Annotated in this window: 11 protein-coding genes; 4 read left to right on the top strand and 7 right to left on the bottom strand. The window is 70.3% G+C overall.

The window, feature by feature from the left end:
* Positions 1–36: 36 nt before the first annotated feature.
* A complete protein-coding gene (locus tag CXQ92_RS08735; protein WP_104167275.1) occupies positions 37–1,557 on the bottom strand; it encodes a chitinase in 1,521 nt (506 codons plus the stop codon).
* Between the two features lie 242 nt (positions 1,558–1,799).
* Here CXQ92_RS08735 and CXQ92_RS08730 point away from each other — a divergent pair, with 242 nt between their 5' ends.
* The gene (locus CXQ92_RS08730; protein WP_258069829.1) at positions 1,800–4,232 is read left to right on the top strand and encodes a glycosyltransferase family 2 protein; all 2,433 of its coding nucleotides are present in this window, start codon (positions 1,800–1,802) and stop codon (positions 4,230–4,232) included.
* Between the two features lie 79 nt (positions 4,233–4,311).
* On the opposite strand, the gene CXQ92_RS08725 is transcribed toward CXQ92_RS08730, so the two are convergent.
* From CXQ92_RS08725 to CXQ92_RS08710, 4 genes are all read right to left on the bottom strand, one after another.
* A complete protein-coding gene (locus CXQ92_RS08725) occupies positions 4,312–6,645 on the bottom strand; it encodes a chromosome segregation ATPase (RefSeq protein ID WP_104167273.1) in 2,334 nt (777 codons plus the stop codon).
* Positions 6,646–6,824: 179 nt separating this feature from the next.
* Positions 6,825–7,076: a hypothetical protein gene (locus CXQ92_RS08720; protein WP_104167271.1), complete on the bottom strand. Its 252-nt coding sequence runs from the start codon at positions 7,074–7,076 to the stop codon at positions 6,825–6,827.
* 161 nt (positions 7,077–7,237) lie between these two features.
* The gene (locus CXQ92_RS08715; RefSeq protein WP_146067422.1) at positions 7,238–7,540 is read right to left on the bottom strand and encodes a hypothetical protein; all 303 of its coding nucleotides are present in this window, start codon (positions 7,538–7,540) and stop codon (positions 7,238–7,240) included.
* A 106-nt stretch (positions 7,541–7,646) separates the two neighbouring features.
* Complete coding sequence (locus CXQ92_RS08710) at positions 7,647–9,110, bottom strand: YdiU family protein (protein WP_104167267.1); 1,464 nt, start codon at positions 9,108–9,110, stop codon at positions 7,647–7,649.
* 237 nt (positions 9,111–9,347) lie between these two features.
* Between CXQ92_RS08710 and CXQ92_RS18120 the strand changes: the two genes are divergently transcribed.
* Complete coding sequence (locus CXQ92_RS18120) at positions 9,348–9,512, top strand: hypothetical protein (RefSeq protein WP_181033603.1); 165 nt, start codon at positions 9,348–9,350, stop codon at positions 9,510–9,512.
* A gap of 71 nt (positions 9,513–9,583) precedes the next feature.
* On the opposite strand, the gene CXQ92_RS18115 is transcribed toward CXQ92_RS18120, so the two are convergent.
* Positions 9,584–9,754 carry a hypothetical protein gene (locus CXQ92_RS18115; protein ID WP_181033602.1) on the bottom strand — a complete coding sequence of 57 codons (171 nt, stop codon included), beginning with the start codon at positions 9,752–9,754 and terminating at the stop codon, positions 9,584–9,586.
* A gap of 72 nt (positions 9,755–9,826) precedes the next feature.
* Positions 9,827–10,672, bottom strand: coding sequence for a metal-dependent hydrolase (locus tag CXQ92_RS08705; RefSeq protein ID WP_104167265.1), 846 nt, complete (start codon positions 10,670–10,672; stop codon positions 9,827–9,829).
* A gap of 142 nt (positions 10,673–10,814) precedes the next feature.
* On the opposite strand from CXQ92_RS08705, the gene CXQ92_RS08700 reads away from it, so the two are divergent.
* Positions 10,815–11,819 (top strand): MsnO8 family LLM class oxidoreductase, encoded by a 1,005-nt coding sequence (locus CXQ92_RS08700; protein ID WP_104167263.1) that lies wholly within the window; start codon positions 10,815–10,817, stop codon positions 11,817–11,819.
* Between the two features lie 109 nt (positions 11,820–11,928).
* Positions 11,929–12,906 (top strand): PRC and DUF2382 domain-containing protein, encoded by a 978-nt coding sequence (locus tag CXQ92_RS08695; RefSeq protein WP_104167261.1) that lies wholly within the window; start codon positions 11,929–11,931, stop codon positions 12,904–12,906.
* Positions 12,907–12,991: the final 85 nt, after the last annotated feature.

The following is a 12,991-nucleotide window of genomic DNA, read 5'->3' as shown; positions in this document are numbered from 1 at the left end:
GGCGTCCACCGCACAGTGCCGAAGGTCCCCGACACCTCAGGACGTCGCGGGTTCCTCCAGGATCTTCAGGAGGGTGGCGTCGTCGAGCTTCTGCCAGGGTGAGGCGTCCGAGCCCTGCACTGCGGCCTCGGGGCTGTCGCTCTGGCTCCACCACTTCGCCTCGTACACGCGCCCGTCGACGAGGATCCGGTCGCCGCGCTCGTACACCTGCTTCGGATCCCACTCCGGGTAGAGATCGGCCGGGGCCGTGACGGCGGGCACGGGCCGTTCGTCGGGCAGCACCGGGCCGAGCAGCGTCCAGGGGGTCTCCTCCGCCTGCAGTACCGGATCGTTCGGGAGGTCGCCCTGCGTCCAGTACTTCGCCACGTACACGTTGCCCTGCCAGACCACGCGGTCGTCCTCGCGGTAGGTGCCGACGTCGGACCAGATGGGGTACGGGCTCGTCTCGGGATCGTCCTCGACCAGAGCCTCGGGGCTCTCCTCGGTGACTGGCTCATCCGCGAGCGTGGCGGCGCGGCCCTCGAAGTCCGCTCCGAGGATCGGTGCGAACAGGAGCCCCTGCTGGTCGATGCCGCTGCAGGAATCCGAGACCACCGTGGTGTCGGCGTAGTTCTCGCTGCAGGTGGCGTCGCGGTTCAGGGACCACATCGACATGCGGCCCACGCCGCGTTCGGCGGCGAACGCATTGAAGGCCTTGGCGTCGTCGAGCGTGAAGATCTCGCCCTTGACGTCGTTCTGCCCGATCATCGGCGTCAGCCCGATCTTCCGCCAGGCGGCCTGCGGGCCGATCTCGATGCCCGCCCGCTCGTAGAGCACCTGGAGCTGGCGGTGCGTGGCGTCCGCGGCGTTCTGCGAGGCGGTGAGCATGCTCGTGCCCGCGGGCCGGCTGCCGCCGTAGTCCATGGTCATGACATTCACCCCGGCGAGGTCGACGCCGGCCTCCAGGAACTGCGCGACGGCGGCCGTGCCGTCCGCGGTCAGCCCGGTCGGGGCGACCGGCAGGGTCAGCCACACGTTGAGCGGCGTGTCCGTGCCGGCCCGCTCGGCCTGGAGCGCGGCCATGGCTTCGGCGCGGCGCTCGCCGGCAGCGACATCCTTGAGGTTCTCGCCCTCGATGTCCAGGTCCACGGTCGCCAGCGTGTAGCGATCGATGACGGCGGCGTAGGCGTCCACCAGGTCCTCGGGATCCGTGCAGGCGGTCGCGAGCTCGTCGTTCAGGAGTCCGCCGAAGGACACGATGACCTCACCGCCGTCCTGCACGAGCCTGGCCACGCGGCGGTCGAGGTCGAGTGCCGCCTCGGCCTCGTCCAGGCCGTAGTAGGTGCCCCAGGACGGGGTGCACGGATCCTCCTCCGACGCCACGACGAAGGACAGCACCGCGCTGCCGCCGTTCTCCCCGGCGGGGTCCTCGAACGCGTAGGAGGGCGTCGCCGTCACGTCGACGTAACCGGCGAAGAAGGCGCCCGCACTCTCGGCGGCCTTGGCGTCCTCCCAACGGTTCCACCCCGTGAGGCCACCCACGGTCACGGCGGCGACGACGACGGACAGGATCAGCATGCGGAGGAAAGACAGCCTCCGGCCAGGAAAACGTGCAGACACAGGAACCCCAGATGACGGCCTCGACAGGAGGCGGGAGTGCGCACCCGAGGTGCGCGAGACGCTTGAAGCGTATGGGAAATTTCGGCCCCCGTCATTGTTTCGGCTAACGCGCACGGCGGACGGGCCGATGGTGGAGAGTGACGCTGCATGTCGCGGGGCGACGTCGTGCATCCCCCTGCCCGCCAACTGCCGAGGTAGCCATGTCCAAATCCAGCGATGCCACCGAGTCACCGGTTCCCCGAGTGCGCGCCGATGCCGCACCCGACGGGATGGCGGGCGTGACGGCCGTCCCGTCGCCGGGCGCAGCCTCCGCCTCGGTCCTCGAGAAGGCGCCCCCGCCCGTCGCCGGGCGACGCCGGCAGTGGGGCTCGGAGCGGCGCTCGGAGCCGCTGTCCATCGTGCACCCGACGCCGTCCTCGCGGAAGATCGCCCTGGGTCGCCTCGGCATCGTGGTCACCGTGCTGGCGTGGCTGACGTACGTCGTCACGACGATCCTGCGGCAGTTCGCCAACAACCCCGACGCAGGCTTCCGGTTCCAGGTCGAGGCGACGTCGTACCTGATCGTCGTCACATTCCTGACCTTCTCGGCGCTCATGTACCTGCTGGCCCGTCAGGGTGCGCTGTACCGGTTCCGCGATCACCGGCGCGTGCCGCGGGGCGAGCTGGACCGCCACTTCGCCGACCACCAGGAGGGCATCACCGTCCTCGTGCCCTCCTACGCGGAGGAACCCGCCGTCGTCAGGGCCACCCTGTGGTCCGCAGCCCTGCAGGAGTTCCCCAACATCCGCGTGGTCCTGCTCCTCGACGACCCGCCGCACCCCACCGACCCGGCGATCCGGCAGCGCCTCGATGCCACACGGGCGCTCACGTTCGAGATCGAGTCCGCGCTCCTCGAGCCCTCCACGCGGGCCGGTTCCGCGCTGGCCGCGTTCGAGGCCGCCCTGGCCGCCCGCGACGCGGACGCGCCGTCGTCGTTCGATGACCTGCCCCCGCTCATCAGGGCGTACGAGGACGCCGCCGTGTGGCTCGAGGACATGGCCGACGCCGAGACGGTGGAGGACCACGTGGACGAGTTCTTCGTGGATCTCGTGGTCATGGGCCTTGCCCGCGAGCTGCGGCTGACCGTGTACGCCCTCAACGCCGCGCTGGCGCAGGAGCAGTGCCCTGAGCCGGTCCGCATCCGCGAGCTGTACGTGCGCCTCGTGCGGATCTTCAACACACGGCTGGAGACCTTCGAACGCAAGGCCTACGCCTCGCTGTCCCACGAGGCGAACAAGGCCATGAACCTCAACGCCTACATCTCCCTGATGGGCCAGCGCTGGCGCAAGGAGCACGTCGCCACCGGCACGGTGCTGCGCCCGCTGGTGGAGGGGGAGGGAGCGGAGGACGACGACGTCCTGGACGTCCCGGATTCCACCTACCTGCTGACCCTCGACGCCGATTCCCTCCTGCTGCGCGACTACTGCGTGCGGCTCGTCCACCTGCTCGAGTCCCCCGGCAATGAGCGCATCGCCGTCACCCAGACGCCGTACTCCTCCTTCCGGGGTGCGCCGACGCGGATCGAGCGGGTGGCCGGCGCGTCGACGGACATCCAGCACATCCTGCATCAGGGCATGTCCTACTACGGGGCGACGTTCTGGGTGGGCGCGAACGCCGTGATCCGCAAGCGCGCGGTCGAGGACATCGTCGAGGTCGAGAACGTCGGTGGCTTCGAGATCAAGACCTACATCCAGGACCGCACCGTCATCGAGGACACCGAGTCCAGCGTGGACCTCGGCAGCCACGGGTGGACGCTGATGAACTACCCCGAGCGTCTCAGCTACAGCGCCACGCCGCCGGACTTCGGCTCGCTCGTGGTGCAGCGGCGCCGGTGGGCCAACGGCGGGCTGCTGATCCTGCCGAAGCTGTGGGACCAGCTGCGACGGCGCCGGCACCTCCGCGAGCAGGTCCTCTTCCGGGAGGTGCTGCTGCGGGTCAACTACATGGCGTCGATCGCGTGGGCGAGCTTCGGGCTGCTGTTCCTCCTCGCCTACCCGTACGACAGCCGGCTCCTGAGTCCCGTCGTGTTCCTCGCCGCCGCCCCGTACTTCCTCGCGATGGGCAGCGACCTCCGCGACTGCGGGCACCGCTTCTCGGACATCTTCCGGATCTACGGGTTCAACCTGGTGCTGCTGCCGGTCAACCTCGCCGGCGTCCTGAAGTCCATCCAGCAGGCCTTCACGGGGGAGAAGATCCCCTTCGTCCGCACCCCGAAGGTCAAGGACCGCACCGCGGCGCCCGGCCTGTACGTCATCATCCCGTATGCGATCGTGGCCTTCTCCCTGCTGACCCTCGCCCGGGACGTCCTGGAGCAGAACTGGGGCAATGCGCTGTTCGCCGGGCTGAACGCCGTGCTGGCGGCCGGTGCCATCCGCGCCTATATCGGGATCAAGAACTCCGCCGTGGACATGGGGCTGGGCGTCCTGAACTGGCTGTACGTGGCACCCCGGGTGAAGAAGGTCGAGGAGTCGAAGGTCATCGAGAAGGCGCCGGAGGAGGCGGACTGGGAGTCCATCCTCTACCACGGCGACCGCCGGCTCAACCGGGACCTGCGTTCGGGCAACGACCGCCGTCGTCGGGCCGGGGTGCGGTAGGGTCCCTGGAACGGCAGTGGACACGAGGAAGCCCTGGGACGTCCGGTCCCGGGGCTTCCTCGGTTCGGTGTCCTTGCCGTCAGGCGATGCAGCCGCCGAGCAGGATCCGACCGTCGATGGCGTTGATCTGGCCCTGGACGGTGCCTAGCTTGCCCTGGAGGGTCATGACCGTGGCCTTCTGCGCCGTGATGGCGTCCTTGTTCGCCTTCTTCTGCGCCTCGAGCCCACGGAGGACCGCCTGTGCGTCGGTGACCTGCCTGTCGAGGGTGGTCAGCTGGCCCTGGAGGGTCTTGAGCCGGGCCTCGGTGGCGCTGACCTCGCCGTTCAGCCCGTTGAGCTGTGTGAGGAGCGGGGCCACCCTGCCCTGGAGGGCGAGCACCTCCGATTCCCTGGTGGCGATGCGGCCGTTCAGTCCGGCCAGCGCGGTGACCAGACCGTCGATCTCGGCGTTCAGGGCGCCGATCTCCGCCTGCTTGTCCGCGAGGGCCTTCGCGGAACTGTCCGCCGCGGCCTGGAGCGTGGGCAGGCGGTCCTGCAGCCCGGTGAGCTCGGCGGTCCTGACCGCGACCGCTGCGGTGGCCGCTGCGAGTTGCGCCTCGGCGTCCGTGAGCTCACCTCGCAGCCCCTCGAGCACGTCCCCCTGGGCAGTGATTGCCGCCTCGGCCGCTTCCACGCCCTGGGTCAGGCCCGGCAGGTCCGCCTCGAGATCCGCAACGACCTTCTCCTGTGCTGCCACGGCGTCGCGCGCCGCTGTGGCTGCTGCCGTGACCGCCGGCAGTTGGTCCTGCAGGCGGGTGACGTCGTCCTGCTGGGCGGCGACCGCGGTCTTGGCCTCCGTCAGCGCCGTATGCAGCGCTGGAAGCTGACCCTGCAGTGTCCTGACCTCCGACTCCCTGGTCATTACGGACGCGTTCGCTGTTGCCAGGGCGGCCTGCAGGGGCGCGGCCTGCTGCTGCAGGGTGTTGCTCTCGGCCTGCTTCGCGAGCAGCTGCGCGTCGAGGGTGTCCACCTGGCCCTGCAGCGTGCGGAGATCGCCCTGCAGGCCCGCAATCTGGGCGCTCTTGTCCGTGATCTGCGTGTTCAGGGTGTTGAGTAGGTCCTGCTTCGTCTTGCGCTGATCCTCCAGATCACGCTTGGTGGAAGAGTTGCCTTTGATCGCGTCGATCCGGCCGGTGAGCGAAGCGATCTCGGTCTCGAGGGTCGTCTTCCGGTCCTGCAGGGTGGCCAATTCACCCTGGGCGGTGGTGATGGCGCCCTGCTTGGCCGTGATCTCGCTGTTCTTGGCGGTGATGTCCTTCTCCAGCTTCGAGATCTCGGCGGACACGGTGGCGATGCGGGTGCTGTTGGTGGTGACGGCGTCGGCGGCCTTGGTGGCGGCTGCGCGGAGGGTGACGAGCTCGCTCTGGGCGCCGGCGACGGCCGTCTGCCGCGCCGTGACGGCGTCCGCAGCCTGCGTCGCGGCGGCTTCGAGCGTGAGCAGGTCAGCCTGGGCTGCGGTGATGGCGGTGTTCTTCGACGTGACGGCCTCGGCTGCGGCCTTCGCCTCTGTCTGCAATGCCGCGAGTGACTGCGCGGCGGCCTCGACCGCAGCCTGCTGGGCATCGAGGGCGGACTGCGCCGTGGTCCCGGCGCCGACGAGCTGCGCGAGAACGTCTTCGGCGTCGGTCACGGCCTGCTGTGCTGTGCCGGCCGCGACGGCTGCGTCCTGCGCCGTCGTCGTGAGGGACGCCAGTTCGCCCTGTGCCGCTGCGATGGCCTCGTTCTGCCGCACCGCATCGGCTGCCGTCCGGGTTGCGGTGGCTTCGAGGCCGACGAGTTCATCGGTGGCGGCGCGAAGCGCCTCCTGCGCGCCGTCGACCTCGGCAGTCGCCGTGAGTGCCTGCTTCTTGAGGTCCTCCGCATCGGCCTGGGCCGCCGTCAGGTCGGCTTCGAGCGGGGCCAGTGCTGCGGTGGCAGTTGCGTGCTGTGTCTGCAGACCGGCGAGGTACGAGGTTGCGGATTCGATGGTTTTCGCCGTGCGTGCCTGCTGCTCGATGAGCGCGGCGAGATCGGTGCTTGCGCCCGTCACCGCGGCATCCAGCTGGGTGCTTTCGGCGTCGAGCGCGGCGAGCGCCGCCGTGGCGTCGTCGACCTGGGCCTTGAGGGTGGCGGCGTTCGCCTGGAATGCCGACCGCTCGGTCTGCAGTGTGGCGATGAGCTCGGCGTTCTTGCGTGCTGCGGCCTTGAGGAGGTTCTCCTGCACGGTTCCCCGGTGTGCCAGCTGATTCGCCACTCCGTTGCACACCCCCGAGTTCGGCCCTGGCTGCGCGGATGCCTGCGGCGCGAAGACCAGGGCTGCCCCGAGGATGCCCGGCAGGAGGACCGCGCCGGCCAGGCGGCGGGTAAGGACGGATGAGGTGTTACTGGTGCGCACGTAGGCTCCTGAAAGGGTGGGGACGGCGTCATCGCCTCCCACAAGCTACGAGGGATAGTTCACAGGGGAAACAGTGTTTCCTACGTACGCAGGCACGGCAACTACTTGGTGCCAACCTTTCAATTACGCATCGGCAAGCACATAGGCAGGCGCAGGAGTCCCTGGTCCGGACGGGACCGTCAGGCCCCCGGAAGCGTCTTCAGGGAACCGGCCCGTGCGGCGGTGCGCTGCTCCAGCGCGTCGAGGGCAGCCAGCGGGGACAGATCGGCGAGGATCGCCACCGTCATCAGGGGTTCGCCGCTGATCAGGGCGTCCGCTACGGCGTCCTGGAGGTCCGTCCTCGTGTCAAGGCCCTCCGGAAGCATGGAACTGATGGAGCCCGCGCCCTGGCGTCCTGCGGCCTGGACCCGGTCGAGATGTCGAGAACTCATGCGGACCTCCTGTGCGATGGGTGGTACGTCCAAGAGTGGGCCGCGGCCGTCTCCTCCGGAAGTCCGAGCAGTCGGACGAAAGAACGTGCGCTGCGGAGCGGGATGTGGTGTCCTCTGCTGACGCCGGTCACCGGCTGTCCGATCCGCGGCGCACCCAGGCCCTATGCCTCCGGCGCCGAGGGCCCTTCCGCGAGGAGTCGCCGGATCTGCTCGGGGGCGTCGTCGTAGGTCGCCAGGATGTCCTCGAGGTCGATCATCGGAGGGAAGTCGATGACCGACTGGTGGCGGGACAGGAACTGCGCGGTCGCCTCGACGACCGCCACCTCCTCGGCGTCCTCGGTCCCGAGACGGCCCTGCAGATCGGGGTTCATCCGGAACAGCGATTCCACGGACTGTCCTTCCGCCTCGGTCCGCACTCGATATTCGTGGTCGCTGACCCGGGTGATGTCGAAGGATGCACTCATGGTCGTAACGCTACGCGGTCCGACCGGCGGCACCGGGGAACCACTTTCCGGTGGACAAGCCGCTCCTCACCGGCTCGCCGAGCGGCCATCGGATGCCTCGCGCCCGTCACGTACCGCAGTACGTCGTGTACGCGCCGAAATCGTCAGGTGCCCCGGCGGCGTAGCGTTCCAGGCCGGGCCGCTCCTCGAAGGGCTTCGTGAGGGCCTCGAGCAGCCGGCCGAGCGGGTCCAGGTCGCCGGCGGTCGCGGCGTCCAGGGCCTCTTCGACGAGGTGGTTCCGCGGGATGTACACGGGGTTCACGCGGTCCATCGCGTCCGCGTCGGGCGCGACGGCGAGCCAGCGGGCGGCCCAGGCGTCGAAGGCGGCGACGTCGAGCACCTTGTCCCGCGCCGGCCGGGCGTCGCCGCGGACCACGGAGCCGAGACCCCGGAAGAAGGAGGTGTAGTCCACATGGTTGTCCTGCAGCAGGGTGAGGACGTCGTTGGCCAGTGCCGACGCGACGTCGTCGTCGGCGTCGGCGGGCAGTCCCAGCTTGGCCTTCATCCCGGTCAGCCAGGCGGCGCTGTACCGGGGGCGGAACGCCTCGAGTGCGGCCACGGCCAGGGGGACCGCCTGCTCCTGATCGTCGTCGATGAGCGGGAGCAGGGTCTCGGCGAGCCGCGCGAGGTTCCACTCGGCGATGAGCGGCTGGTTCGCGTAGGCGTAGCGACCGTCGCGGTCGATGGAGCTGTAGAGGGCGGCATAGTCGAAGACGTCCATGAAGGCGCACGGTCCGTAATCGATGGTCTCGCCCGAGATGGTCATGTTGTCCGTGTTCATGACGCCGTGCACGAATCCGGCGAGCATCCATCGCGCCACGAGCGAGGCCTGCGCGGACACGACGGCCTCGAACAGTGCCAGGTAAGGGCGTTCGGCTGCCGCGGCGGCCGGGTGGTGACGGCTGATCGCGTGGTCGGCGAGGCGCTTGAGGAGGTCGGGGTTGCCCGTGGCGGCGGCGTACTGGAAGCTGCCCACCCGCAGGTGGCTGCTCGCCACGCGAGCCAGGACGGCGCCGGGCAGCATCGTCTCCCGTCGCACGTCGCGGCCCGTGGCGACGACGGCGAGGGAGCGCGTCGTCGGGATACCGAGCCCCTGCATGGCCTCGCTCACGATGAACTCGCGCAGCATGGGCCCGACGGCGGCGAAACCGTCACCGCCGCGCGCGAAGGGTGTGCGCCCGGACCCCTTGAGATGGACGTCGAGGAGGCGGCCGTCGACGGCGGTGACCTCTCCCAGCAGCAGGGCACGGCCGTCACCGAGCCCCGGGTTGAAGCTGCCGAACTGGTGGCCCGCGTAGGCCTGGGCCACCGGCGTCGCACCGTCAGGCGCGGCCGTGCCGACCAGCAGTGACAGCCCCTCGGGGGAGCGGAGGAACGCGGGATCCAGCCCGAGTTCCGCGGCGACCGGCTCGTTCAGGACGAGGAGGGCGGGCTGTGGTGCGGCCGCCGCCTGCCACGCGACCGCCATCTCGGGCAGGTCCCGCGCGAAGCGCCCATCGAAGGTGACCCTGGAATCCGTCGGCACGCTCATCCCTCCACCGTACGCCGGGGTCCTGGGGTGCCGCGCCCCGGTGGAGGGGTTGCAGAACGAGGGTTCATCGGTCATACCGGGCTGGTCGGCCCGCGCCGGACCGCGACGGGACGCGCGACGACGGAGAACCGCCGTGTGGCCGACGGGATTCCGATGCCCCACAAGTGGGGAGCGCGGGATAAACTCATAAGCCACCTGATGTTCTTGGGTGCAGACGCGCAACCGAAGGAGATCATCTTGGGAATCAGCAACACGCTCAAAAACGCTGCGGGCCGTTACCTCGGCAACAAGGGCACCCGCACCACCGGCAAGCCCGCCGGTGGAGTTGCCGGCAAGCGCGGCACGCCCGTCCCCGCGGGCAAGGCCGGCGGAATCCTCCGCGGCCTGCTGAACCGCCGCTAGCAGCCCGAACCGCTGCTGACAGCGAGGCCCGGGCCCTGGTCCTTCGGGACCGGGGCCCGGGCGTTCGGTCGTCAGGAACGCCCCTGCGCCATCCTCCTCAGCTCCTCCTGCACGCGTGCCAGTTCGCGTCGGCGCTGGGCCTGGAGATCGTCCGCACCAGGACCATGGTCCCGCTCGGGTTCCGGTGCATCAACACCCGCCTCCGTATCGAGGGGGTCGAAGAACAAGTGGTCGCCGTGCATGCGATCCTTTCGCCGGTCGGGTCTGCCCCGACCCTAGTGCGCCCATGTTTCGAACATCTTTCGCGCCACTGCTCATCCGCCGCCGGAGAGGCGCGCGACCACCATTCCGCCGTCGTCGATGTTCATGATGGCCCAGCCGATCCCGCCGAGAGCGTAGAGGGAGACGGGCACGAGCAGGCACCACTCGCGCAGCGATCCGGCGTTACCGAGGACGGGCACGGCGATGTTGCCGTTGGGTCGCCAGACCTGCGCGATGACGGGCGTCCTCGCCAGGCTGCGCGGTCTCCTGAGGCGGAACGGATACACCGGGTTGCAGCCGCCGGTGGTCAGCATGTCGCCGAGGATGTGCACGACCACGCCGATGCCCACGGCGAGCGGGAACCAGAACTGCTCCTCGGGCGCGAACGCGGTGATGAACGCGCCGGCGGTGAGGCCCACCGCCCACGGTGATTTCCGCATGCGGTCCGGGATGATCTTCAGGGCCTTCGCCGCGAAGGAGACCAGCAGCACCGTCAGCAGTCCCGCGCCGGGATAGACGGTCCCGAAATCGACGGTCTCGACGGTCCACAGCCCGGCGACGAAGGCGACGGCGACGAACGCCGCGACCCCGAGCAGCGAATGCGTGCCGCGCCGGTGGCCGCCCGCGATGGCCCCGACGCCGGCGCAGAACAGATTGGACAACGGCGGCAGGGAATGCGCGATCGTGGCGCTGTGGTGATCGGCGTCCGGCAGGAGCGCCGCCCCCGCCGTCACCAGGGCCCCGGTGACGACGCCGACGGGGCTGACGTCGAGGAGCCCCAGGCCGAGGGTGACCGATTCGGGCAGGACGGGCAGCCATCGGCCCGCCTGCACCTCGACCTGGGTGGTGGCGGCGACCCAGGCGGCAGCGCCGCAGGCAGCATGGTGGGCGCCCATCATGGCGGGGAGTCCTTCCGGTTGAGACCACGCCGCGCTGCAGGGGCGGCCGGCGATGAGAGCCCATCCTGACGCGTGCCACCCCCATTTCCCGAAACCGGTCCCGCACGCGGAATGACACCGGCGGGCCACGGGTTCCCTCCATATGCCCCTTCCCTTCGCCGGTGTCTCGATCCTCGACCGCGCCCAGTCCCGGACCGGCTCCTCCGAGGCCGAGGCCCTGCAGCACGTGATCGCGCGGGCGCAGCGGGCGGAACTGCTCGGTTACCGGAGGTTCTGGGTCGCGGAGCACCACGGAGTACCCGGTATCGCGGGGTCCGTTCCCGCCGTCCTCGCGGCTGCGGTGGCCTCCGCGACGACGTCGATCAGGATCGGGACGGGGGGCATCATGCTGCCGAACCACCAGCCCCTGGTGGTCGCCGAGCAGGCCGCGACGCTGAACGCGCTGACGGGCGGCCGGTTCGATCTCGGCGTCGGCCGGTCCCTCGGATTCACCTCCGCGGTGCGGGCCGCGCTCCGGGCGGACGGGGAGGACGCCGGCCGCTTCGCGCAGGACGTCACGGATCTCCTCGCCTTCCTCGGCGGCACCGCTCCGATCACCGCCCGTCCCGCGGACGGTGGTCGGACGCCCGTCTTCGTCCTGGCCACGGGCCAGGGCATCGACATCGCGGCGCGAGCGGGCCTCGCCGTCGTTCTCGGCGGACCGGCCCTGTCCCGCGCCGCCGACCCCGGGCTCGAGCGCTACCGGGAGTCCTTCCGCCCGTCGCGGTGGTGGGACGCCCCGCACGTCACGGTCTCGCTCAACGTGGCGGTGGCAGGCACGACGGCGGCGGCGCGGCAGCTGCTCCTGCCCGAGGCCCGCGCGCTCGCCGCCTCCCGGACGAAAGGATCCTTCCCGCCCCTGGACGACGACACCGCTCCGCTGACGGAACGGCAGGAGGGGCTGGTGCGGGAGTCCCTCGCCGCGGCCGTGTACGGCACGGCGGACGAGGTGGAACAGCAGCTCGTCGAACTGCACGCACGCACGGGTGCCGACGAGCTGATGGTCAGCGGTGGCGCGTACGACCTCCACGCGCAGGCGATCTCCGACGAGCTGCTGGGCGCGCTCGCCCGGCCCCGACTCCTGCCCACGGCGGCCACTGCCGGCTGACGGGCCCACCGGGCCGAGATAGTAAGCGTGCTTGTTATCTGGGGTCGGAACGCCTTATTCTGTCGTCAATGCGCCCCTTCACGCGGGTGCCACCGACGACAGGAACACCATGCTCACGATGCACGATCTCGATCCCCTTCTCGGCCACCGCACGGCGGTCGTCACGGACCAGGGGGACAGGGTGGGTTCGATCGGCCAGGTGTACCTGAACGACGCCACCGAGATGCCGACCTGGGTCACCGTCCATACGGGCCTGTTCGGCACGAAGGAGTCCTTCGTGCCGCTCGCAGGTGCGACCGTGCAGGACGACCGGCTCGTCGTCGCATATCCGCGGGACCTCATCCGGCACGCGCCGTCGATCGAGCGGGACGGCCACCTGAGCCCGGAGGACAAGAGCGTGCTGTACGCGCACTACGGCCTGGACGAGACGACGGCGACGGCGACAGCCGGCGGCGACGCGGCAGGTGAGGGAGCGGCGGATGAGGGGGCGGCGGGTGAGGGCGCCATCACCCGTGAGCGGCGCGACGGCGACCGCGGACCCTGGATGATCCGCTCGGAGGAGCGACTCCGTGTCGGGACCGAAGCGCATGAGGCTGCCCGCGTCCGGCTGCGGAAATATGTGGTCACGGAGGAGGCCAGCCGGACGGTGCCGCTGCTGAAGGAGGAGCTGCGGGTCGAGCGGGAGCCGATCACCGCGCGCAACGCGCCGGGGAACGAGTCGCTCTTCCGCGAGGAGGTCGTCGAACTCGTGGGCCACGAGGAGCAGGCCGTGATCCTGGGCCGGGAGACCGTGCCCGTCGAGCGCGTCCGGTTGGCCAGGACCACCGTCGCGGGCAGGGCCACGGTGAGGGAACAGGTGCGGAAGGAGCGCATCGTCATGAGCGTCGACGGCGTGACGATGGCCGGTTCCGATGCCGGTCTCGACACCGACACCGACGCCCGCTCCCGCCGATCCGGCGGCCGCACCCGCGGCAGGGCCGTGGGTGCCGCAGGCCGCGGCACGACCGCACAGGCCGATGACCAGTCGGGCAGGATCGTCACCAACAGCCCCAACCCGCTGCTCAAGGGCAAGAACAAGCGGCGCTGAGGGGCGGCCTCAGCCGCATGCCGCCTTCGGGCTGATAGCTTGCGATCGGGGCGGCGCGAGCCCGGCCCGGGCCGACAGCGAGGAA

This window comes from Arthrobacter sp. SX1312, from assembly GCF_002929295.1.
Taxonomy (GTDB): domain Bacteria; phylum Actinomycetota; class Actinomycetes; order Actinomycetales; family Micrococcaceae; genus Arthrobacter_D.
This window is presented reverse-complemented; position numbering and strand designations above follow the sequence as displayed.

Bases quoted from the DNA above. Each gene is read 5' to 3' on its own strand.
- CXQ92_RS08735 (WP_104167275.1), bottom strand. From the start codon at position 1,557: ATGCTGATCCTGTCCGTCGTCGTCGCCGCCGTGACCGTGGGTGGCCTC.
- CXQ92_RS08730 (WP_258069829.1), top strand. From the start codon at position 1,800: ATGTCCAAATCCAGCGATGCCACCGAGTCACCGGTTCCCCGAGTGCGC.
- CXQ92_RS08720 (WP_104167271.1), bottom strand. From the start codon at position 7,076: ATGAGTTCTCGACATCTCGACCGGGTCCAGGCCGCAGGACGCCAGGGC.
- CXQ92_RS08715 (WP_146067422.1), bottom strand. From the start codon at position 7,540: ATGAGTGCATCCTTCGACATCACCCGGGTCAGCGACCACGAATATCGA.
- CXQ92_RS08710 (WP_104167267.1), bottom strand. From the start codon at position 9,110: ATGAGCGTGCCGACGGATTCCAGGGTCACCTTCGATGGGCGCTTCGCG.
- CXQ92_RS18115 (WP_181033602.1), bottom strand. From the start codon at position 9,754: ATGCACGGCGACCACTTGTTCTTCGACCCCCTCGATACGGAGGCGGGT.
- CXQ92_RS08705 (WP_104167265.1), bottom strand. From the start codon at position 10,672: ATGATGGGCGCCCACCATGCTGCCTGCGGCGCTGCCGCCTGGGTCGCC.
- CXQ92_RS08700 (WP_104167263.1), top strand. From the start codon at position 10,815: ATGCCCCTTCCCTTCGCCGGTGTCTCGATCCTCGACCGCGCCCAGTCC.
- CXQ92_RS08695 (WP_104167261.1), top strand. From the start codon at position 11,929: ATGCTCACGATGCACGATCTCGATCCCCTTCTCGGCCACCGCACGGCG.